This is a genomic window from Flavobacterium xueshanense (assembly GCF_900112975.1).
In the GTDB taxonomy this organism is placed as follows: domain Bacteria; phylum Bacteroidota; class Bacteroidia; order Flavobacteriales; family Flavobacteriaceae; genus Flavobacterium; species Flavobacterium xueshanense.
In genome coordinates this window covers 61,319-82,969 of sequence record NZ_FONQ01000013.1, presented here as the reverse complement: position 1 = coordinate 82,969, position 21,651 = coordinate 61,319, and the positions used below count along the sequence as shown (strand labels likewise).

Below are 21,651 nucleotides of genomic sequence, written 5' to 3'. Positions count from 1 at the left end.
AAACATGGCATTAAGTTTTATTAAATCTAGTGGAAATATAATTACCGAAGACTTTTGTTTGGCTCTGGCCAGCGAAACAAAAGCCGATTATGTAAAAGATAAAAGTTTTGGTCCCGAAGTAAAAAAGGTAGATGAAACTATCGCAGAAACTTTCGAAAAACTTCGCGAACGTTGGGAGGAAAACAGATCCAACATTATCGAAAACAAATTGGATAATTCTGAATTAAGAAACAAATGGATAATCCCATTTTTAAAAGCATTAGGTTACCAGACTATTTTTGTCGCTTCCAATATTAAAAGTGAATCTGGAATTGAATACCAAATACCTTACAAGGGTTGGGACAGCGAATATGCAGCTCCTATCCATATGGTACATTCGTCTCAAGAATTTGACATTAAAGATAAAAGCAGCCGTACACATGCTAACAAAAGTCCACAGGATAGTGTGCAGCAATTCCTCAATACCAGTCACCACCAATGGGCAATTCTGATAAACGGTAAAAAAGTTAGAATCCTTCGTGATTTTTATCACTCTATTACCAAAGGTTTTTTAGAATTTGACATAGAAAGTATTTTCGAAACAGCGAGTTCCGAACAGTTTCGTGTGCTTTATAGAACACTCCATCAGTCACGTATTGACAACCAATATCAGGGAAATCAAGTTATAGAATATGATGAAGAAGGTGTTGCAATAGAAACCGAAGACAACTGTCTTTTAGAAAGCTTTCATAAAAAATCAAGAGAAACTGGAGTAAAAGTTGGTAACAAATTACGTGAGCAGGTTATTGACGCCATTGAAAAATTAGGAAACGGTTTTGCTGAAGATTTAAATCCCGATGAATTTCAAAACGGAAAAGTAAAAGCCTATTATGCCGAAATTTTAAATATCATTTACCGATTGCTTTTCTTAATGTTTGCAGAACAAAAAGGATGGCTTCCGGTGCGTAATAGTATCTATGCCAGAACCTACAGCCTTAATGCGTTAAGAGAAAGAGCAGAACGTGGTAATTTCAACCACGATGAGGAAAAAGACTTATGGGAAGGACTAAAAATAACTTTCAAATTAGTGACCAAAGGGTATACATTTAAAAACGGTGATATCATCAATGCATTTGGTGGGCAATTGTTCTCTGATAAAAAGTTAAAAACCATAAATGGACTTTCTCTTAAAAACAAATACTTGCTCGATGCCATTTACCATTTGAGTTATTTTAAAATGGATAAACTCAGCAACCGTATCAACTATGCAAATCTCGCCATAGACGAATTAGGCTCAGTGTACGAAAGCTTACTCGATTATGACCCCAAGTTAGCAAGAGAAGCCATAACTGTTGGTAAAAGAGAAATGAAACGGGGTCAATTTTATCTGGATGATAGAGGAACCGACCGTAAAACATCTGGCTCTTATTATACAGATAGCCGTTTAGTAGCACAACTGATAGAATCCGCATTAGTGCCTGTAATTAATAATGTTTTAGTTGGTAAAACTACTATTGCTGAAAAAGAACAAGCCCTACTCGATTTAAAAGTAGCCGATATAGCCTGTGGTTCGGGCGCATTCCTTTGTGCCGCATTAGAAAAAATGGGGGAAGAACTGTCATTAATTCGTATGGGTGATGAAGAAAGGCCAACCGAAGACCAATTACGTGAAGCAAAAAGAGACGTGCTCTTACATTGCATTTACGGAGTCGATTTAAATCCAATGGCATTAGAATTAGCCAAGTTTAGTTTATGGATTACGGCTTCCTTACCTGACATGCCAATGACTTTCCTGGACCACAAATTAAAATGTGGAAATTCATTAATTGGTGCCAACCCTGATTTAATCAAAAAAGGTATTCCAGCAGAAGCTTTTAATGCAGTTGGTAATGACAATCCTGCAATTTGTACGGAACTTAAAAAGAAAGTAAAAAAACAACTCGAACAATTAAGCAAATTAGAAGAACCAACAGAACAATACGGCTTTAAGTTTAAACGCAATGAAACCGATGAACTACTAGAACTACGTGAAAAACTCAACAAGCACAAACAAGAAAAAACGGATGATGTAGAGGCCGCTGAAGAAGAATTTCATAATTTAGAAAAGCTCGAAAAACAATTCAAAGATTGGGTGATGGCCGATGTGTGGACCGCTGCTTTTTTTATAGAAAAAGAAGAGCACGATCTCGAATTATATCCTACCAATACAACTCTTCAAAGTCTAAAAGAAAACCAACTGGTTAACAAAACTTTGATTGATAATGTAAAAATGTTATCAAGTAAATACAACTTCTTTCATTACCATCTTGAATTTCCCGAAGTATTTAAAAAAGGGGGGTTTGATTGTTTATTGGGGAATCCTCCTTGGGAAACAGTTGAATTTAAAACACAAGAGTTTTTTAAGACTTCAGCACCACATATAGCAAATATAACAGTGACAAACAAGCGGCTAAAGGAAATAGATAAGTTAAACATTTCAAATTCATCATTATATAATGACTACTTAAATGAAGCTTATAAATATGAGTCATATAAACGTTTTTATAAATTTTCTGGCACGTTCCCGCTAACCAATGAAGGGAAGATAAATTTATATTCCAAATTCACCGAAAAAATATTAAACCTTTCTAAGGCATCTGGAATAATAGTACAAGGGGATATTGCAACGGGGTTTGACACAAAAAAAATATTTGATTATTTGATTCAAAAAGAATTATTATCCAAATTCCACCACTATCATAACAGAGGAAAATTTTTTGATATACATAGAGATACGAAGTTTGCATTATTAACAATTGTACCAAATTCTATAATAACAGAATTTATGTTTAACATAATTTCCTATGATGAAATAAATGATGTCAATAGAAAAATTGTTTTAAGTAAAAAAGATATTGCATTAATAAATCCTAATACAAAAAATGCTCCTGTTTTAAGAAATAGTGAAGACTTATCGCTGTTAATTAAACTCTATTCATTTCCTATTGTTTGTAATCTCTCTCATGAAAATCCATGGAAAATTTTAAATCATAGAATGATTAATGGTTCTGATGATTCTAGATTTCTAAAATTATTATCCGAATTTGAATTTGAAGGAGATAAACATTCTCTAAGCATTAGTCTTGATCGGAAAGAGTATTTACCTGTTTATGAGTCAAAGTTGATGTGGCAATATGACCATAGATTTGCAACATATGAAGAAGTAACCGCAAAAGACATTTCAAATAGTAAACCTAAATATGTTAATTTAGAAGAAAAAGTTAATCCTGATTTTGAAATATTTACTAAAGATTATATAGATTCAGAAGTGTTTTTGGATAAATACTCAAAAAATTATAGTCAAGAATGGTTCATAATTTACCGTAATGTAACAGGAGCCGTTAATAATAGGACAACTATCGCTACAATCGTTCCAAAATTACCTATAGTTTTAAGTGCTTATATTTTAAAATTTGACAAATGTCATGATGCAAAAAATCAAGTATGTTTTCTTGCAAACATTAATTCATTTGTTTTTGATTTTATTTCAAGAAAAAAAATTGGGGGGTCTCATTTATCTGTTTATGTATTTGATCAAATTCCCGTGATATCTCCTTCACATTATAATTCAAAAATTATTGATGTTATTTCAAATAAAGTTTTAAATCTTACTTATACTTCCAATTCATTAAGCAAATTTGCTTCCGATTTAAGTTATTTAGAAAAACCATTTAAATGGAATGATAGAGAACGTTTCCAATTGCAGTGTGAGTTAGATGCTATTTACGCACATTTATATGGTTTAGAAAAAGAAGAAATGGAATATATTCTAGACACTTTCCCAATTGTAAAACGTAAAGACATAGCCAAATATGGCACATTCCGCACCAAAGATACCATCTTGAAACTCTATGATGAGTTTGCTTGGGTAAAGCAAGAAGTACAACAACAAGTAAAAACAACTACTGAAAAAGCATAATCAATGGATCCATTCAAAATATACAAATCAGTAAAAGAGCAATACAAGTCCTATATTCAAACCTTTCAGGTATTTAAGAACCCAGAAATTAAAAAATTTGTTGAAGACGGTATTGACAAGCGTAAAATGCTTTGGCAAGAACCAGTAATACAAATCAGCAAAAGGTTTAAAGCAGGTGCTTCTATTGATGAATTAATAAAAAAAGAATGGCTCAATGCAGCTTGCAACAATATATATTCAGGGTTCATTACCTACGCCCATCAGCAAAAAGCAGTAGAAATTGTTAGCTCCAATAATGAAAATTTAGTAGTTACTACAGGAACAGGATCAGGAAAGTCGATGTGCTTTGAATTACCTATTGTAAACTATTGTTTAGAGCAACATTCCAAAGGCGAAAAAGGAATTAAAGCCATAATCATTTATCCAATGAATGCTCTGGCAAACACGCAATATGAAGAGTTAGCCAGTAAATTAAATAGTTCGGGTTTGAAAATTGGTCTTTATACCGGTGATACTCAAAACACAGGTGAAGAAGCTTTGAAAGCCTACAAAGAAGTTTTTGGCGCAGACGCAATGCCTAACGATTCTGAAATCATCGACAGAGAACAACTACGAAGAACACCACCAGACATTTTAATTACCAACTATGTTATGTTGGAATTGCTGTTAACACGTAATGATGATGCCGTGTTATTCAGAGAAGAAGTAAAAAGAAATCTTCATTTTCTAGTACTCGATGAATTACATACCTATAGTGGCAAACAAGGTGCTGATGTAGCTTTCCTCATCCGTCGTTTAAAACAAAAAACAGATACTACTGGCAAATTAATTTGTATCGGCACATCGGCTACGATGGCCAATGACCTTGATGGAAAGGGTTCTTCAGAAGCAGTAGCAGGTTTCGCTTCAAGAATTTTTGGGGAGGAATTTTTATCTAAAAATATAGTAGTCGAAGAAGAAGATAAAACGATTGAATTTGATGGAGATAAATTAGCTCCTAAACTAACCCTTAATGAAGACGATTTCATAGATTTTGATGGTGAAAACATAACAACAGTATACCCTCTTTTTGAAAGAGTAATGGGATATGCCTATAGCGGTGAAAGTACAAGTTTAGCTTTAGGTGAAGAACTGAAAAATTCTAAACTATTAAGTTTCTTAGAAAAATCACTTAAAGAGGTTAAAGACCTTGGTACATTAGCGAAACAATACAAACAAGAAATCCGTCCAACAGAAACAGAAGAAGCTTGTAAACTCGAAATTCATTCAGGTTTGTTATTAGGTATGATGGGAACTGTTGTCTCAGCAATGGGAAGAGAAGTCCCTAGATTTGTACCAAAAGTTCATGCTTTTTATAATCAAGGTTCTGAATTAAGAGGTTGTTTAGTAGAAACTTGTGGCTATTTGAGTGATAGCGGAGAAACAACTTGCCCAGAATGCGAAAAACAAGGCAGAGATATCTCAACATTATTTCCATTACATTTTTGTCGTTCCTGCGGGCAGGAGTATTATGGAATGTGGTATGACGAACAAACCAATGAAGCCAATCCATGGACATATCAGGACGAAACCAACAGAGGAACAGCTGGATATTATACTCCTGTTTACAAAGAAGGTTTGAATAGTGTTCCTGAACAATGGTTAACACCGAAAAGAAGAGAATTAAAGGCTGCATACAATGATAAAAGACCAATTTTGGGGGTGTTAAATTCTCAAACTAACTCTTTCATAGAATATCATGAGGAAGAAGAGGAAATGGGAACCTTGATGCCTGCTCCTTTTTCCTACTGTCCTTCCTGTAGAACAGAACATGCTGGTAGTGCAACGGAGTTTTCTAAAGTATTTTTATTAAATTCTATAGGACGAGCTACTGGAACCAATGTAATTGTAACAGCCTCTTTAGGGGCATCACCTGAAAACGAAAGAAAAGTAATTGGATTTACGGATAATAGACAAGATGCAGCCTTCCAAGCAGGACATTTAGACCATTGGTATAATCAAATTTATTTTAGAAGAGCGTTGTATAACGTGCTTAAAGAACAAGAAGATTTTTTACCTGTAAAAGATTTACCAATCTTATTGTATCCGTTAATCATTGATGAAGAATACGAGAAATCTATTCCGTTTGCGCAACGGAGAATGTTTAAAGAAAAATATCTTAAATATCTTGAAACGTATTTGTATGTAGAGATAAGAGCTACTAAACGATTTATCAGTATAAACCTCGAGGATGTTGGATTGTTAGAGGCAACTTATGAAGCGCTTGACGAAGTAATTATCCAGCCAGAGCTGTCTTATTTCTCGGAATTGAAAGGTGTAGACAAACTGCTTTTAAAAGATTACATAACAGGTTTTATGGAAATTTTCAGAAGTGAGATGGCTATAGGTCATCCCAATCTTTTAGATAAATCAACATTTCGCCAACAGGTAATTGACTTCATTGAACAAAAAGCCCCTGAGAAAAGAATATTTGAAGCCATAGAAGATACAAACGTAGGTATTTATACGAACGGTGGTAAAGAAAGATTTGCAAAAACACCGAATTTGACCTTCCATGCTTTTGATGGCTCGCGAGCTTTAAACACATGGGTGAGAAAATGTTTTCAGTTGGAAGAAACGGAAGAAATTGTTACTGTAATTCAGCAAACAAGGGAATTTTTAGTTTTAATGGGCTATCTGGCAAAACAAAAAATAAATTATGAGGATGTCTATTTCATAGAACCAGATATGATTTTAATTCAATCACCAAAATCAGAATACAGATACATGTGTGGTAAATGTGGTTCAAAATACAATTGGGCTAGCATTAATCGTTGCATTAAACCGGCTTGTAAATCAACATTAGTGGCTGATGTAAAACAAGAAAATTTTTATACTATACAATACACTAAACCTTTTAATGGTAAAGAAAACATTATTGCAGAAGATCATTCAGGTCAGGTAAAAGGTCAGGACAGAAAAAGAAAAGAAAATTTATTTAAAAAAAATCCACCGGAAATTCAGTTTCTTATAGCCACACCAACCATGGAATTGGGTATTGATATTGGAACATTATCTTCCGTTTATTTAAGAAATGTGCCACCAAACCCTAGTAATTATGCACAACGTGCAGGTCGTGCAGGTAGAAGTGGTCAGGGTTCAATTATTCAAACTTTTTGTGGTTCGGGTTCCAGTCGTGGTGTTCACGATCAATATTATTACAATAGACCTGTGGAAATAGTTTCTGGTAAAATCAGTGTCCCTCGTTTCAATTTAGCGAATGTTACTTTATTTCAAGCGCATGTAAATTCTTTGGTATTACAAACAATAGACAAAAAATTACTTACCAAACCGGAACAATTTATCGACTTCAGTAATAGAGATGATCTTCCAATGATGAAAGATTACATTGAAGATTTAATAGAATCCATTCAAAAAAACAAAAAGACAATACTGAATAACATCAAAGAAGCCTTTAGTAACGAAATTGACGTCTCATATGGTCAGATAACTTGGGCAGCAATAGAAGACCAGGTTGACCAATTTGCCTATTATTTTGATACGGCTTTTAATAATTTGAGAGAAGATTACAAAGAATCACTCAAAGAAATTGAAGAAATTGATGCACGTATACGCAATGACGGAAATTCTGATTTCTCGTTACCTGGTAGAAGAAATGCGCTGGAAAAAAGAAATAATAATCTTAAAAATGGAAAAGAAGATTTCTATGTGTATCGCATGTTATCGCAGGTTGGATTCCTTCCTAATTATGCTTTTCCATCGAAAGTTACATCAGTAAGATTATTGCACAAAGGAGAAGAAGAAGAAATATCAAGAGACCATGCAATGGCAATCAGAGAATTTGCGCCGTTAAACACACTCTATTATGGTGGGTTAAAGTATAGTATTCAAACAGTCAGTAAAGAAGTGGATCCTTCCAATAAGTTTAATGCGGTTGTTTGTAATGATTGTGAACATGTAGAAAAATTAGGTACAGCTACTCAAATTCCATCCAATTGTCCAAACTGTGGTTCGGTATGGGAATCTCAGACCGTCATTAATGTGATGAAATTTCCAAAAATGCGAGCGCAAAAACGTAACAGAATTACAGCGGACGAAGAAGAAAGATTAAAAGGAGGTTACAAAATAATCCACAGCTACAAACCAACAGGAAAAGCAGAAGTAAACGAAGTTATATATCACGACAAAAGCATTTGTAGAATTTCATTTGAACGTAGTGGTGAAATGAATCACCTCAATTTAGGACAAATGGCTGACTTTAATAAGGGTGATGTTGGTTTTATGTTAGATACTTTTAATCTGAATTGGGTTCCATTGAATAGGTTTGATGATTATTTGAGAGAAAAGAACTTGAATGCCAATCAAATAAATAGGAATATATCATTAATAACAGAGTCTAGAAATGATATAATTACATTACAGCTTAAAGAACCTTCCATTGGAAACGATGAGGTATTTGGAAAAACATTATATAATGTTTTAGTCCAAAGTATTTGTACAGTTATGAATCTTGATGATAATGAAATTAATGGTTTATACCAGCCAATAATCGGTCAAAATTGTAAACTAATCATTTTTGAAACTTCTGAGGGAGGAACAGGAACATTATCAGCAATTGTTAAAGATGTTGATTTACTAAAAAGAATAGCTATTAAAGCTTTAGATATTTTACACTTTGATGAATTCGGCAATGATAAAGATGGGGCTTGTGCTACCTCTTGCTACAATTGTATATGTAATTTCTTTAACCAAAGAGATCATAAACTATTCGATAGAAACATAATAAAAGACTTCCTATTAGAATTATCAAATGCTTCTTCAGTTAATGGTTCGCAAGATGACAATGTAATATTTGAAATTTTCATCAAAGAAGCAGCATCAAGCTTTGAGGCAAGTATGTTGTCAAAACTGAAAGAAAAGAAAATAAAACTCCCATCTCAATTACACAAAAACATCGTAAAAGATGGAGAACCAATAGCCGAAGCCGACTTTTATTACGAACCGAAAATTTGTGTTTTCATTGATGGTCCTGATCATGACAAAGATTACATAATTCTAGATGATAAAAAGAAACGTACTAAACTAAAAAAACTTGGTTATAAAGTGATAGTGATACACCATTCAGATAGTAATAAAGGTTTGGAAGATTTGATTAATTCGATTAGTAAATAAAATATAAACGCTTACTAGAACTCAACCACAAAATCCATGAAGAGGAAGTAGTCGCTGGTATGTGGAATAACTAGAAACCGGTGAAGGAGGAGAAAGTGGTTAAGGGTAAGAAAACTGGGACTGTGGTGAATGAGTCGGGGGAGACCTTATGGACAAACCGAGATGTTTGGGGACTAGATGCAAATAGCTATATCTGATCAAGATCTCCGGCCTTATTTAGAAATACATATTCATTTACTAAAAGTAAAAATGATCGAGAAAGTTTATAAATCTCAAAAAAATTAATTTATGGCAATTTTAGGTAAAGTAGTAAAGCTAAACAATGAAAATATAAATATTCACTCAGGGGAAGTTGTAGCGGATGTAACTATGGATAAACAATATCTTCAAATTAGAACTTATGCAATGGGAGATACTGATCGAGAAAGAGGCTCAAAACAAAACATCCAGATTACAAAGGAAAAAGCATTAGAATTAAAAGACATTCTTGAACAATTTTTAAGAAGCTAAATAAGTTACAAGTTGTTGTAGATTTTCAAACTAAGCTATAAGTAAGTCACCACCCCTCTTCTGCAGACGATTTTAACAAATTTGAATTTGAACTGTACTATATAAATTAAACATAAAAAAAACAATAACCCGAAAATTTAATCTATATGAACGAAATTATTTGTCCAAATTTTAAAAAGGTTTTTTTGGTTTCGCAAAGTTGTTAGGAGAAATCGTTTTTTGTAACAGGGAAAGCCATAAATAGAATTTACAAATAATTTGATTCAGGAATAATTTGATCCATTCTAGCAAGGATAATGATTCTCAGCATTTTTCTATAACTGGTTGGAGCAGTCATCCCAGCCGTGGTATAAGGTCGAGCCGTTAATAACTATTTCTTCCAATTTCCTAACAACCAATTTCAATCTTCTCTAATTTTGTAAAATGAAATTACGAAGCCTGCATAAACCCCCAACATTGGAATTTTACTTCCCGGACTATTCTTCCGCATTAAAATTGCCTTTTTTTGATGTGGGTATCAGTGCGGGCTTCCCCTCGCCTGCTGATGATTTCATTGAATTAACCATCGACTTAAATAGGGAATTCATTAAGAATCGGGATTCCACTTTTTTCGCAAAAGTAAAAGGACATTCGATGAAAAATGCCGGAATCAATGATGGTGATTTATTAATTATTGACAAAAGCTTGGAACCTCAGAACAACAAAATAGCAGTCTGCCAAATCGATGGCGAATTTACCGTAAAGCGCATCAAAATTGAAGAAAACATCGTTTGGCTCATTGCCGAAAACGAAGACTACAAACCCATTAAAGTAACACCTGAAAATGATTTCATGATCTGGGGGATCGTTACGAACTGCATCAAAACGTTCTAACCTTTTTGGTGAAAACTGAATACTCAAAACTGAATATTCAAAAATCAAAACTGAACACTGAACACTGAATACGGAATACTCAATAATATGTTCGCCCTAATAGACTGCAACAACTTCTACGCCTCTTGCCAAAGAGTCTTCGAACCCCATTTAAGAAACAAGCCCATAGTGATTCTTTCTAACAATGACGGTTGTGTTATTGCGCGTTCTAATGAAGCCAAAGCATTGGGAATCCCAATGGGTGCTCCGGCATTCGAGTACAAAAATATTTTTATTGCCAACAATGTATTTGTCTATTCGTCCAATTATGCACTATACGGCGATATGAGTTCCCGGGTAATGAACATTCTGGCGACGTATTCTCCTGAAATTGAAATCTACAGCATCGATGAAGCCTTCCTAAAATTCAAAGGTTTCGAAATGTTCGACCTAAATGAAATTGGATTAGACATGCAGCGCAAAGTGACAAAGGGGACAGGCATTCCAGTTAGTATCGGTTTTGCACCAACGAAAGCTTTGGCCAAAGTGGCCAATAAAATTGCCAAGAAATTCCCAGAACGCACTAAAAGTGTGTACAACATAGATAGTGATGAAAAGAGAATTAAAGCTTTAAAATGGACCAAAATCGAAGACGTTTGGGGTATCGGCCGTAAGCATGCCAAACGATTACAAGCCAAAAACATTTTTAACGCCTATCAATTCACACAGTTGTCTGATGAATGGGTCCGTAAAGAAATGGCTGTCGTTGGGTTGAGGTTAAAACACGAATTGGAAGGCAAACCAACATTAGATTTAGAATCCCCAAAAAACAAAAAGATGATTGCCACCACACGTTCATTCGAAAAAATGTATACCAAAATCGAGGACCTATCAGAAAGAGTATCAACCTTCACGGCATCCTGTTCACAGAAACTACGAATACAAGGCAGCCATTGCAACATGATTATGGTATTTGTTCAAACCAACTATTTCCGCAAAGACCAACCGCAATATTCGCGTAACATCATCATCAATACCGACTTCCCAACCAACTCCACAATAGAGCTCAACCACTATGCACAAATTGGACTAAAAGCACTTTTTAGAGAAGGTTATAATTACAAAAAAGCAGGCGTAATAGTGATGGGCTTAACGCCAAATAACGAAACCCAATTATCTTTATTCAACACCTCAAATCCAAAGCACCAGCCACTAATGAGTGTGATTGACAAAATGAATAAAAGTTACGGCACCAACAAAATCAAATTCGCCACCCAATCCCTCGACCGCCAGTGGAAAATGAAGCAGGAAAAACTTTCCCCGTCCTTCACAACAAAAATTAAGGAAATTATATCTATCCAATTATAATAGTGTACTAAAAGTTGTATACATTTGAAAATCGCTAAAGCGAAATAAACATTAGTTTATCTACCCATTTTAGGTGTAAATGCTAATGCTTGTTGCGCTCATAAATAAGCTAGCTATAATGTTGCCCAACAATCACTTAAAAAGGTATTAAATAACTATATGAAGAAATTTTACACAACGTCTAAATTCAAAAAACGTAATCAGAAAAAGTCTTTAGATGCTATTAAAAAATATAAAAAAAGAAAAGAAAAGAAATACACTTACGTTGAAAGTAAATCAAAAAAAGATAGAAAAAAAGGTAAATACTACAACACCGTGGAACGGAAACCAAAAATAATTCCTTTAAGTGCTCCAGCTGATTTTAGTTTAATAAATAATACTGAAAAAACAATAAGTTATTTTAATTTAGCGCAAAATACAATAAAATCAAACAATGGTATTTTATTTGATATTTCTAAAATAACAACTTTAACAACTGACGCGATTGCTGTTCAAATAGCAAAAATCAAAGATGAACGATTTCATTTAAATCAACGAATTTTAGGTAATGAACCTGATGATGAAGATTTAAAAAAGCTATTCACGCAAAGTGGATTTTATGAATACGTGAATACTACAAATAAACACCCGAAAAATGACAAAAAATTATTAATACATGAAATTACAAACAACCGTGTCGAGCCAGACATAGCTAAAGAAGCTTGTCTGATAGGTTTAAAATATACTTTTAAAAACGAAGAAATCTTTGAACCGTTATATGATATTTTGATTGAAATCATGCAAAACACAAATAATCATGCTGGTAATACTAGAGGAAAATACGACTGGTGGCTTCATGTTTATAATCATTTAGATTCATCGAAAACTAGCTATACATTTTTAGATCTTGGGGTCGGTATTTTTGAAAGCTTACCTGTTAAATCATTTAAAAGAGATGTATTAGAATTAATTGGTCTTACTTCAAATTTGGATTTAGTACCTAAATTGTTTGCCGGTGAAATCAAATCTAGAACAGCAAGACCTGAACGAGGAAAAGGTATTCCTCAAGTTTTCGAATGTAGCCAAGATCCTGTTTTTGATAAATTTATATTAATTTCAAACGATATTTATGCAGATTTGAAAACTAAGGAAAATAAAATAATTAAAACCCCATTTAACGGAACTTTGTTCTATTGGGAAATAAACAACAATCAAAATGAAAATTAAAGACACATTAATAATTGCCGTTGAATTTAAAGATAACCCTGGAGCCAGAGACAGAGAGGACGGTCCTAATTCTGGACAGGAGTTTCTAGAGGATGTTTTTTTAACAAGATTTAATAAAGCTGTTGAAGAAAACTACATAATATTAATAGATTTGGATGGAGTTTGGGGATATCCATCTTCTTTTGTTAGTGGTTCGTTTGGAAAATTATCTATGGAACGTGGTTCAGAAATATTATTAAAACATTTACAATTCAAATCTGATAAAAATCCAATTAGAATAGATAAAGTATTAAATGAAATAAAAAATCCAACTCCAAAAAAATGAAATATTTAAAAATATTGCTATTTATTTTATTCTTTATTGGTACAGTATCAATTGGATATTTTATCAAAAGCTATCCTATAATTGAATTTGATAAAAAACTAAAAATATATGAAGTATTTAATCTAATTTTAACTGCCACCATTGGTTTATCTATTCCTTTTTTTATAAAACGATGGATTGAAGATAGTAGACATGTTAAGAATAATTTGATAATTGAATTAAAGGACACTCTTTCTGAAATCATTACAATTAAATCAATAATTAAACAATGTTTTAATGATAACACTATTTCTCAAAGACATAAACAACAAATAATAGTTCAATTTGAAGAAACAGATTTGAAATTAAATTGCTTAGAAGAACAGTTTAAAGAATCTTTTGATAACGAAACAAAAACGATGAGAGCCGAAATTAAAGCGGAATATTTGAATTATTGGAAATATTCTACTGGTGCAGAAATAATGTCTGAAAATTTTATCACTGTATCTGAAATTTTCTACAGAAGTCATAATGAAATCTTCAATAAACTTGAAACTAAAATTAAACAAGCAATAAATAAAGTCCATAGAATTTAATAAAAAAAAACTATTGTTGCCTGCCATTTTAAGTTAGCGGGAGTTTATTGGAATTACCGTTATACATCAAGTTTTTGTTAATCCGAAAATTGAGTGTTAACGATTTTACAGTCATCTTTAATTACCGAAACGTTAGCTATTAATTACATATGTACCCATTCCAATTAATATACAATAACGATTTACCTCTCATTTCAGACCTTTCTACAGTTAGAGTACTAAACTAATAATCACCTTCCAATAAAAGAGTGATAAAACTGCTTTATCTTTGAAGTAACATTAAAGGACCACCCTTTTATTCATAATTACAAAATCACATGCCTGAAAAAATCAATGATAAGACTATTTTTTCGCTGCTAGAGGTAACGAATAGTATCAAAAAAACGTTAGAAGAAAGGTATAAAAGTGCGTTTTGGATTAAAGCTGAAATGAACAAACTCAACCATTACAGTCAATCCGGTCATTGCTTTCCCGAAATAATAGAAAAAGTAAATGGTAAGGTAATTGCTCAAATAAAAGCAACGTTATGGCGCGATGATTACCAAAATATAAATCGTAATTTTCTACGAATATTAAAGGAACCGCTCAAAGATGGAATTAAAATTTTATTCCTTGCTAAGATATCCTTCGATCCAGCTTTTGGCCTTTCACTTCAAATAATAGATATTGATCCCCAATACACGCTAGGTGATTTAGAAAATGAAAAGCGGGAAACGATAAAAAAACTACAGCTGGAGGGTATCTATGATCAAAACAAAAAGTTAGAACTCTCTTTTTTACCCCAACGAATTGCAATAATTTCGGTAGAAACCAGCAAAGGATTTGGTGATTTTATCGATGTAATTGATAAAAATTCATGGAATTACAAGTGCTTTTATCTTTTATTTCCATCCATACTGCAAGGAGAGAAAGCAGTTCACGGTATCATTGCGCAATTAGAAAGAATTAAAAAAGTAATCCATCATTTCGATGCAGTCGCTATTATCAGGGGTGGCGGCGGTGATGTGGGCTTATCCTGCTATAACAATTACGATTTGGCCAAAGCAATTTCCCTGTTCCCTATCCCAGTTATTACCGGTATTGGCCATGTCACAAATGAGACTGTCTGCGAAATGATTGCACATACTAATGCAATAACACCAACAAAACTTGCCGAATACCTGATACAAAAATTCCATAATTTCTCTGTACCAATTCAAAAAGCCAAAGAAAAAATAGCAGACAAATCCAGACGATTGTTAAGTGAAGAGAATACAAAACTAGAATCCGAACTTAAATTATTTCGCTCGATAACAGTTAATATTTTGAACACCAATGAAAACCGAATCAAAAATGCCAGCTACGCAATTCAACAACAATCACAATTTATAGTAAAAAACAACCACGAAAAATTAAACGTATTACAAGCAAAAACACGCATTGCAACTAAATTCAATCTGAATCAATTAAAAGTAGTAGTAATTCAATTGCAAGAAAAATTAGAATTTCAGCCCATACTATATCTCAAAAATTCCGAACTTGCATTGGAAAACATAGAAAAAAATATCCAAATCATGGATCCGATAAATGTTTTAAAAAGAGGTTTTAGCGTAACATATTTAAATGGAAAAGCTATCAAAGAAGTGTCCCAATTGGAAGAAGGCGCAATAATACAGACAATGCTATTTAGCGGTACAATAGATAGTACAATCACAAAAATTAAAGAATAAAATGGAAAAAGAAATGAATTATACGAATGCTTTTGAGGAATTACAAAAAATTGTTACCGAAATAGAGCAAGGAGAAATCTCTGTTGATGAACTATCTGCAAAAGTAAAAAGAGCAACAGCACTAATTAAATTTTGCAAATTAAAATTAACCACAACAGAAGAGGACGTGAATGCAATTTTAAAAGAACTCGAAAATTAATAAATAAAGAAAATAGTATGTGTTTTCATTCCAAACAAACCATATTAGCATTATCAGTACAAAGAAGGTTTGATGCAACTATTGACAATCCAGTGGAATTCAAACCCTGTGCTCACATAAATGGTTTTGAATATCCTAAAACTCCTGTAATTATTGATGAAAAACCAAACATCATTACAGATTACAATTGGGGTTTAATGCCAGAATGGGCAAAGGAGGAGGAAATTAAAAAATACACGCTAAACGCTAAAATATAAACGGTCAACGAAAAACCTTCTTTCAAAAATTCAGTTAATAAAAGATGCTTGGTTATTGCTAATGGGTATTACGAATGGCAATGGTTGGATCTAAAAAGGAAAGCAAAACAAAATTTCGAATTGCGTATGCCCAATGATGAACTGTTTCCCTTTACTGGATTCGATTCCCATTGGTTATACAAAGAAACAGGAATTAAAAAATACTTATCCTTACAACCTTAAATACTACCAAAAATGTTTAAATCGTAACTAACTAAACATAGTTAAACCTCGTAAAGGGCACAAATCATCGACATTCGTTAACTATAACTTAAACTCATTTCGAATTTCAACCACCTAAAATTGACTTCATTTGTGGCAACTACAAATGAATGAAAACATCACTACTGCTATTATCGGATACAGAATTGCAAAAAAAACTACAGCGTCAAGATCAGCTTGCCTTTGAAGTCTTGTTTGATCGTTATTGGAAAAGATTGTATTCCTTTGCTTTTAAAATCTACAAAGAAGAAGCCATTTGCGAAGATATTGTTCAGGAAATATTTATCACTCTTTGGGAAAAATCCATTAACACCAACATTGTCAATTTAGAAGGCTATTTACTCCGAGCCGTCAAATACAAAGTCGCAAACTACATTCGGGATTTAAAATTCGATTCCGGACATGTTGAAATACTTCAAAACATTCCGCATCCTTCAAAAACAGACAAGCACTTAGTCTACCAAGAATTTGAAGCAGGGATTTTTATGGAAATTAAAAAATTGCCTCCGAGAAGCCAGGAAGTATTAATTCTTAGCCGATTGGAGCATTACACCAACATTGAGATAGCCCAAAAATTAGGCTTATCAGTTCGCACGGTAGAAAAGCATATTAGTGATGCTTTAAAATTGCTTAAAATGAAGATTGATCCGTATCAATTCTCGGTTTTTATTACCGGAATGTTGCTTCAATGTTAATACGCTTCAACTTCTGTTAACAAATCTTTAAGACTAAATTTTCTACTACGTAAAAAGAATTCAAGCGGGTACTTATAGTTAAAAGACCCATTTTGCAAAAAGAAGACTTCATAACATTAGCCCACAAATATGTCCAAAATAAATGTTCCTTATCAGAAAAAGAAGCAGTGGAAACCTTCTTTTTAAGACAAACAGAGAGAGAGCAAAACACCATAATTCTTTCGTTAAACGAAGAAAAAAGGAATACAATTCTGCAGAAAATAAAAACTGAAATTAATAAGCCCAAGAAAAAAATTCGGTCTTTATATTTTAAAATAATTCAAATAGCCGCAATTGCCATTATTGTGCTGGCCATTCCTCTTTTGATAACCCGATCAACAAGTAAAAGTCTCATAACACAATCCGCTGCCAAAGGAGAAATAAAAACACTCTTTTTACCTGATGGGAGTCAGCTAATACTTAATTCCAACAGCAGTATTACTTACTCGAACGACTTCAAAGATAACCGAAAGCTAATTCTTAAAGGAGAAGCTTATTTTAAGGTAGTAAGAAATCCAAATAGTCCTTTCACAATTGAAACACTCCAATTTATAACCAAAGTTTTAGGAACTTCTTTTACCATTAAAGCGTATGAGAATTATCCAAACAGCATTAGTGTCCTTTCGGGAAAAGTGAAAGTAAATTCAATAGAAAATCCAAATCAAAATATTTTCCTCACCAAAAATCAACAATTACTTTTTCAAAAATCACAAGTACCGCAGGTTTTAAACGATTCTCGTGAGGACTTTTTGGCATGGACCAAAAATATTGTGGTGCTTAAAAATACAAGCCTTGGCGAAACTGCTGAAATTTTGAGAAATAAATTTAATGTTACCATTCTTTTTGACAATCCGAAATTAGAAAAGCTTCGGATAACCGGGAAATTTAAAGATGAAAACATCACTACAGTCCTTAAAAGCATTGCAGAAGTAAAACAATTAGAAATCAATTTTCAAACCCCAAATAAAATTTTTATACGAGAAAAACCAAAGAAGTAATTACGGAAATTCGCTATTAAAATCAGGATTAAGTTGCATTCGAATTGAAATCCTATTAAAAAATTAAACACTTAAAAATCATTAAAATGAATTTGAAAATCCAATTTTTTTTTTCCATGAAATTAAAAAAATACCTTTATTTATTCAGTTTCCTCTTTGTATTTTCGGAAACCTATGCCATCCCTTTTACCGATGTAAAGTATGAAGAGAAAAATCTCTCTGTCAATATCAAAGAAGTTCAAATTACAGAAGTTTTTGATATATTGGAGAGCAAGACTAACTATACCTTTGTTTTTGATGAAAAAATATCCTCATCAAAACAACGTTTAACTTTATTGGCTAATAAGGAAAGTATAAATACTATTTTAAACAAAATTACAGCCCAAACAGGTTTCCAATTTAATCGAATTAACAATACTATTTCTGTTACGAAACCCGCTTCGATCCAGCGAATTATCCGCGGTAAAGTGAATGACTCTCAAGGGATGCCGCTACCCGGTGCAACCGTTTTAGAGAAAGGAACCACAAACAGTACTACAACTGATTTTGACGGAAATTTTAGTCTAAAAACAAGCTCCGCTACTGTGGTTTTAGTGGTTTCATATATGGGCTTTGATAATAAAGAAGTACCTGCGAATTATTCAGCCCCACTAGTAATCCGCTTAATAGAGAACACTAATGCGCTTAACGAGGTGGTGGTAACCGCATTAGGAATTAAAAGACAGGAAAAACAATTGGGTTTTTCGCAACAAACCATTAGTGCCAATAACTTGGCACAAACAGCCCCGAACAACTGGTCTTCCGGATTAAAAGGAAAAGTGGCCGGTTTGAATATCGTTTCCTCAGGATCCGGCCCTTTAAATTCACAACAAATTACTTTGAGAGGAAACAATTCGCTAAATCCTAATGGCAACAACGCCCTCATTGTTGTCGATGGCGTTCCTATCAATAGTAAAATAACGAGTTCAGGGTCAGATAGTGCGTATATGGGAAGCGATTCTCCTGTTGATTTTGGTAACAGTATTTCAGACCTTAATCTGGACGATATTGAAAATGTTACGGTTTTAAAAGGACCCGGAGCAACAGCACTTTATGGAAGCCGTGCTGCAAATGGTGCTTTAATCATCACTACCAAATCCGGTAAAAAGAATAAAGGACTTGGAATTACATATAACTCAGGGATCACTTTTGACGTTATTCAGCGTTGGCCTGATTACCAATATGAATATGGTCAGGGTACCGGAAAATCGTTTGACAAAAATAAAAATCCTTATTATTCCTATTTAAGCTCTGCGGATGGAAACAATACGGGTTCTACCAGCAGCGCCTGGGGTCCAAAATTCGAAGGACAATCTTATTTCCAATACGATCCTTTGACAGAAACACAGGGAGTAGAAAGAACACCATGGATTCCTTATAAAAATAATATTAAAGATTTCTGGCGTACCGGAACTACTATTAACAATAGCATCACACTTCAGGGCGGAGACAAGAATGGCTCTATGAGAATGTCTGTTGGCCATTCAAAAAATGAATGGATTATGCCCAATACCGGATTTGAAAGAATAACGGCTTCTGTAAATGCTGATTATAAAATATCAGATAGAATCAAAATTGCTTCGGTGATTAATTACAACAACAGAGACAGTGATAATTTACCGAGTACCGGATACAATAACGGTTCTATTGCCTACTTTACTATTTTCCAAAATCCAAATGTTGATCTCGACTGGTACAAACCTATTTGGAAACAAGGTCGGACCCAAATTCAACAACTGCAACCTTTCAGCAGTTATATTGACAATCCCTATCTGATTGCCAATCAAGCGACAAACTCTTTAGGGAGTAATCAAATCGTGGGTAATTTGAATGCTACAATCCAGTTGGCTCCTCATTTAGATCTTTTACTGAGAACCGCATTAAACACCTACCACCAAGATCGGGAGCAAAAAAGACCGTTCAGCATCAATCGCTACGCAAAAGGATTTTTTAGAACTCAAGATGTTTTTATGCAGGAAGTAAATTCTGATTTTTTATTAACATATAAAAATAAGCTATCGGAAGATTTTTCTTTTTCTGCTTCGGCGGGAGGAAATGCCATGAGCTATAAATACCAGAGAATGGATGCGGCTATTGAAGGCTTGGTCGTTCCAAATGTTTACAAATTAGCAAACGGCATCAGCAACCCCATTATCAATGTCAATGACAGTTATAAAAAAGTCAACAGTTTGTACGGACTGTTCTCTTTCTCTTTTAAAGATCAAATTTTTCTGGATTTAACGGGCAGAAATGACTGGTCCAGTACTTTACCGGTACAAAATAATTCTTTCTTTTACCCATCAGTAAATACCAGTTTTATTCTTTCTGAAATTTTTAATTTACCTAAATCTTTAGAGTATTTTAAATACCGATTATCCCTTGCCCAGGTAGGTAACGATACTGATCCGTACAGAACCAGTAAATACTACGATCAATCTGCCTTTGCCAGTTCAGCAGTAGCGCCGTCAACACTGTACAACTCCAATTTTAAACCGGAAATCACGACCAGTATTGAAACTGGTTTTGAAGGGCGGTTATTAAAAAACCGAATCAATTTTGATGCAACGGTATATCAGACAACGACAAAAAATCAAATTATTTCTGTTCCCTTAGACATCACAACGGGTTTCAGTTCAGGGATCATGAATTCAGGAGAAGTTCGAAATAGAGGTATTGAACTTACCCTAACAGGAAAAATAATTAATCTAAATAAATTAAAGTGGTCAACAACGCTAACCTGGTCTAAAAACTGGAATCGCGTTATGGAACTTGCAGATGGTATTCAGGGCCAACAAACCATCGGATCAGGAGGTTCAGCAACATTAATTGCCAAAGAAGGCGGAACAACAACCGCAATTTACGGTTATGGTTTTGTACGATCTCCTGACGGACAAATTGTATATGATAAGAAAGGCTTGCCAGCTTATCCAGATGAAATTCAATATATTGGCGATGCAACACCCGATTGGAGAGCAGGATTATACAACAGTTTTAAATTTGGAAATCTAGGTTTAAATGTCATGCTCGATGGTCAACTTGGCGGAATAATCTACTCGCAAACACACCATAAACTTACCGAAATGGGAAAACTAATGTCCACTATGAAAGGACGTGAAGAAGGAGGAATTGTAGGAGATGGAGTAGTTTTAAACAATGACAATACCTATTCTCAAAATACAACTAAAGTAATGACACCAGACTGGTATGCCAGATACTACCGCAGAGCCAATATTGAGTCCAACTCTTTTGAAGCTTCCTATGTAAAATTGAGAGAAGTAAGTTTGCAATACAGCATATCATCTGAGTGGCTTAAAAACACCGGTATCACCAGCTTAGACCTATCTGTTTTCGGTAGAGACTTAGCGGTTCTTTCTGACTTTCCTATTTTCGATCCGGAAACGGCAGCCTTAAATGGAGATACCATTTTACCGGGTATCGAAATGGGTCAAATGCCCACACCGGCTAACTATGGTTTTAACTTAAAAGTGAATTTCTAAATTATTATTTAA

The 21,651-nt window shown here is 33.7% G+C and carries 14 protein-coding genes and 1 pseudogene; all 15 read left to right on the top strand.

All coding sequences use genetic code 11. The features are described from left to right. Nucleotides 1–4 precede the first annotated feature (4 nt). The 15 genes and pseudogenes from BMZ76_RS12125 (at nucleotide 5) to BMZ76_RS12055 (ending at nucleotide 21,639) form a co-directional block, all read left to right on the top strand. Nucleotides 5–3,937, top strand: coding sequence for an Eco57I restriction-modification methylase domain-containing protein (locus BMZ76_RS12125; protein ID WP_091206890.1), 3,933 nt, complete (start codon nucleotides 5–7; stop codon nucleotides 3,935–3,937). A 3-nt stretch (nucleotides 3,938–3,940) separates the two neighbouring features. Next, nucleotides 3,941–9,109, top strand: coding sequence for a DEAD/DEAH box helicase (locus tag BMZ76_RS12120; RefSeq protein ID WP_091206886.1), 5,169 nt, complete (start codon nucleotides 3,941–3,943; stop codon nucleotides 9,107–9,109). Nucleotides 9,110–9,397: 288 nt separating this feature from the next. Beyond that, nucleotides 9,398–9,619 carry a hypothetical protein gene (locus BMZ76_RS12115; RefSeq protein WP_091206883.1) on the top strand — a complete coding sequence of 74 codons (222 nt, stop codon included), beginning with the start codon at nucleotides 9,398–9,400 and terminating at the stop codon, nucleotides 9,617–9,619. A 423-nt stretch (nucleotides 9,620–10,042) separates the two neighbouring features. After that, the gene (locus BMZ76_RS12110) at nucleotides 10,043–10,492 is read left to right on the top strand and encodes a LexA family protein (RefSeq protein WP_091206880.1); all 450 of its coding nucleotides are present in this window, start codon (nucleotides 10,043–10,045) and stop codon (nucleotides 10,490–10,492) included. A gap of 87 nt (nucleotides 10,493–10,579) precedes the next feature. After that, complete coding sequence (locus BMZ76_RS12105) at nucleotides 10,580–11,839, top strand: Y-family DNA polymerase (RefSeq protein ID WP_091206876.1); 1,260 nt, start codon at nucleotides 10,580–10,582, stop codon at nucleotides 11,837–11,839. Nucleotides 11,840–11,998: 159 nt separating this feature from the next. Further along, the gene (locus BMZ76_RS12100; protein WP_091206873.1) at nucleotides 11,999–13,045 is read left to right on the top strand and encodes a hypothetical protein; all 1,047 of its coding nucleotides are present in this window, start codon (nucleotides 11,999–12,001) and stop codon (nucleotides 13,043–13,045) included. Further along, the gene (locus tag BMZ76_RS12095; RefSeq protein WP_091206869.1) at nucleotides 13,035–13,370 is read left to right on the top strand and encodes an STAS-like domain-containing protein; all 336 of its coding nucleotides are present in this window, start codon (nucleotides 13,035–13,037) and stop codon (nucleotides 13,368–13,370) included. The genes BMZ76_RS12100 and BMZ76_RS12095 overlap by 11 nt, the downstream gene beginning before the upstream one ends. Continuing rightward, nucleotides 13,367–13,945, top strand: coding sequence for a hypothetical protein (locus BMZ76_RS12090; RefSeq protein ID WP_091206866.1), 579 nt, complete (start codon nucleotides 13,367–13,369; stop codon nucleotides 13,943–13,945). The genes BMZ76_RS12095 and BMZ76_RS12090 overlap by 4 nt, the downstream gene beginning before the upstream one ends. A gap of 317 nt (nucleotides 13,946–14,262) precedes the next feature. Further along, the gene (gene xseA / locus BMZ76_RS12085) at nucleotides 14,263–15,654 is read left to right on the top strand and encodes an exodeoxyribonuclease VII large subunit (RefSeq protein ID WP_091206862.1); all 1,392 of its coding nucleotides are present in this window, start codon (nucleotides 14,263–14,265) and stop codon (nucleotides 15,652–15,654) included. Nucleotide 15,655: 1 nt separating this feature from the next. Further along, nucleotides 15,656–15,853 (top strand): exodeoxyribonuclease VII small subunit, encoded by a 198-nt coding sequence (gene xseB / locus BMZ76_RS12080; protein WP_091206859.1) that lies wholly within the window; start codon nucleotides 15,656–15,658, stop codon nucleotides 15,851–15,853. Between the two features lie 17 nt (nucleotides 15,854–15,870). Further along, nucleotides 15,871–16,110 carry an SOS response-associated peptidase family protein gene (locus tag BMZ76_RS12075; protein ID WP_091206856.1) on the top strand — a complete coding sequence of 80 codons (240 nt, stop codon included), beginning with the start codon at nucleotides 15,871–15,873 and terminating at the stop codon, nucleotides 16,108–16,110. A gap of 12 nt (nucleotides 16,111–16,122) precedes the next feature. After that, nucleotides 16,123–16,332 (top strand): annotated as a pseudogene (locus BMZ76_RS16520) (SOS response-associated peptidase family protein); the annotation flags it as partial. A 149-nt stretch (nucleotides 16,333–16,481) separates the two neighbouring features. Continuing rightward, the gene (locus tag BMZ76_RS12065; RefSeq protein WP_091206848.1) at nucleotides 16,482–17,066 is read left to right on the top strand and encodes an RNA polymerase sigma factor; all 585 of its coding nucleotides are present in this window, start codon (nucleotides 16,482–16,484) and stop codon (nucleotides 17,064–17,066) included. 92 nt (nucleotides 17,067–17,158) lie between these two features. Continuing rightward, the gene (locus BMZ76_RS12060) at nucleotides 17,159–18,103 is read left to right on the top strand and encodes a FecR family protein (protein ID WP_091206844.1); all 945 of its coding nucleotides are present in this window, start codon (nucleotides 17,159–17,161) and stop codon (nucleotides 18,101–18,103) included. 116 nt (nucleotides 18,104–18,219) lie between these two features. Next, nucleotides 18,220–21,639, top strand: a complete 3,420-nt coding sequence (locus BMZ76_RS12055; protein ID WP_244281808.1) for a SusC/RagA family TonB-linked outer membrane protein — start codon at nucleotides 18,220–18,222, stop codon at nucleotides 21,637–21,639. Nucleotides 21,640–21,651: the final 12 nt, after the last annotated feature.

What these genes read in the sequence shown, in the direction of transcription:
- xseB (WP_091206859.1), top strand. Translation starts at nt 15,656, where the DNA reads ATGGAAAAAGAAATGAATTATACGAATGCTTTTGAGGAATTACAAAAA.
- BMZ76_RS12125 (WP_091206890.1), top strand. Translation starts at nt 5, where the DNA reads ATGGCATTAAGTTTTATTAAATCTAGTGGAAATATAATTACCGAAGAC.
- BMZ76_RS12065 (WP_091206848.1), top strand. Translation starts at nt 16,482, where the DNA reads ATGAAAACATCACTACTGCTATTATCGGATACAGAATTGCAAAAAAAA.
- BMZ76_RS12075 (WP_091206856.1), top strand. Translation starts at nt 15,871, where the DNA reads ATGTGTTTTCATTCCAAACAAACCATATTAGCATTATCAGTACAAAGA.
- BMZ76_RS12090 (WP_091206866.1), top strand. Translation starts at nt 13,367, where the DNA reads ATGAAATATTTAAAAATATTGCTATTTATTTTATTCTTTATTGGTACA.
- BMZ76_RS12110 (WP_091206880.1), top strand. Translation starts at nt 10,043, where the DNA reads ATGAAATTACGAAGCCTGCATAAACCCCCAACATTGGAATTTTACTTC.
- BMZ76_RS12120 (WP_091206886.1), top strand. Translation starts at nt 3,941, where the DNA reads ATGGATCCATTCAAAATATACAAATCAGTAAAAGAGCAATACAAGTCC.
- BMZ76_RS12100 (WP_091206873.1), top strand. Translation starts at nt 11,999, where the DNA reads ATGAAGAAATTTTACACAACGTCTAAATTCAAAAAACGTAATCAGAAA.
- BMZ76_RS12105 (WP_091206876.1), top strand. Translation starts at nt 10,580, where the DNA reads ATGTTCGCCCTAATAGACTGCAACAACTTCTACGCCTCTTGCCAAAGA.
- xseA (WP_091206862.1), top strand. Translation starts at nt 14,263, where the DNA reads ATGCCTGAAAAAATCAATGATAAGACTATTTTTTCGCTGCTAGAGGTA.
- BMZ76_RS12115 (WP_091206883.1), top strand. Translation starts at nt 9,398, where the DNA reads ATGGCAATTTTAGGTAAAGTAGTAAAGCTAAACAATGAAAATATAAAT.
- BMZ76_RS12095 (WP_091206869.1), top strand. Translation starts at nt 13,035, where the DNA reads ATGAAAATTAAAGACACATTAATAATTGCCGTTGAATTTAAAGATAAC.
- BMZ76_RS12055 (WP_244281808.1), top strand. Translation starts at nt 18,220, where the DNA reads ATGAAATTAAAAAAATACCTTTATTTATTCAGTTTCCTCTTTGTATTT.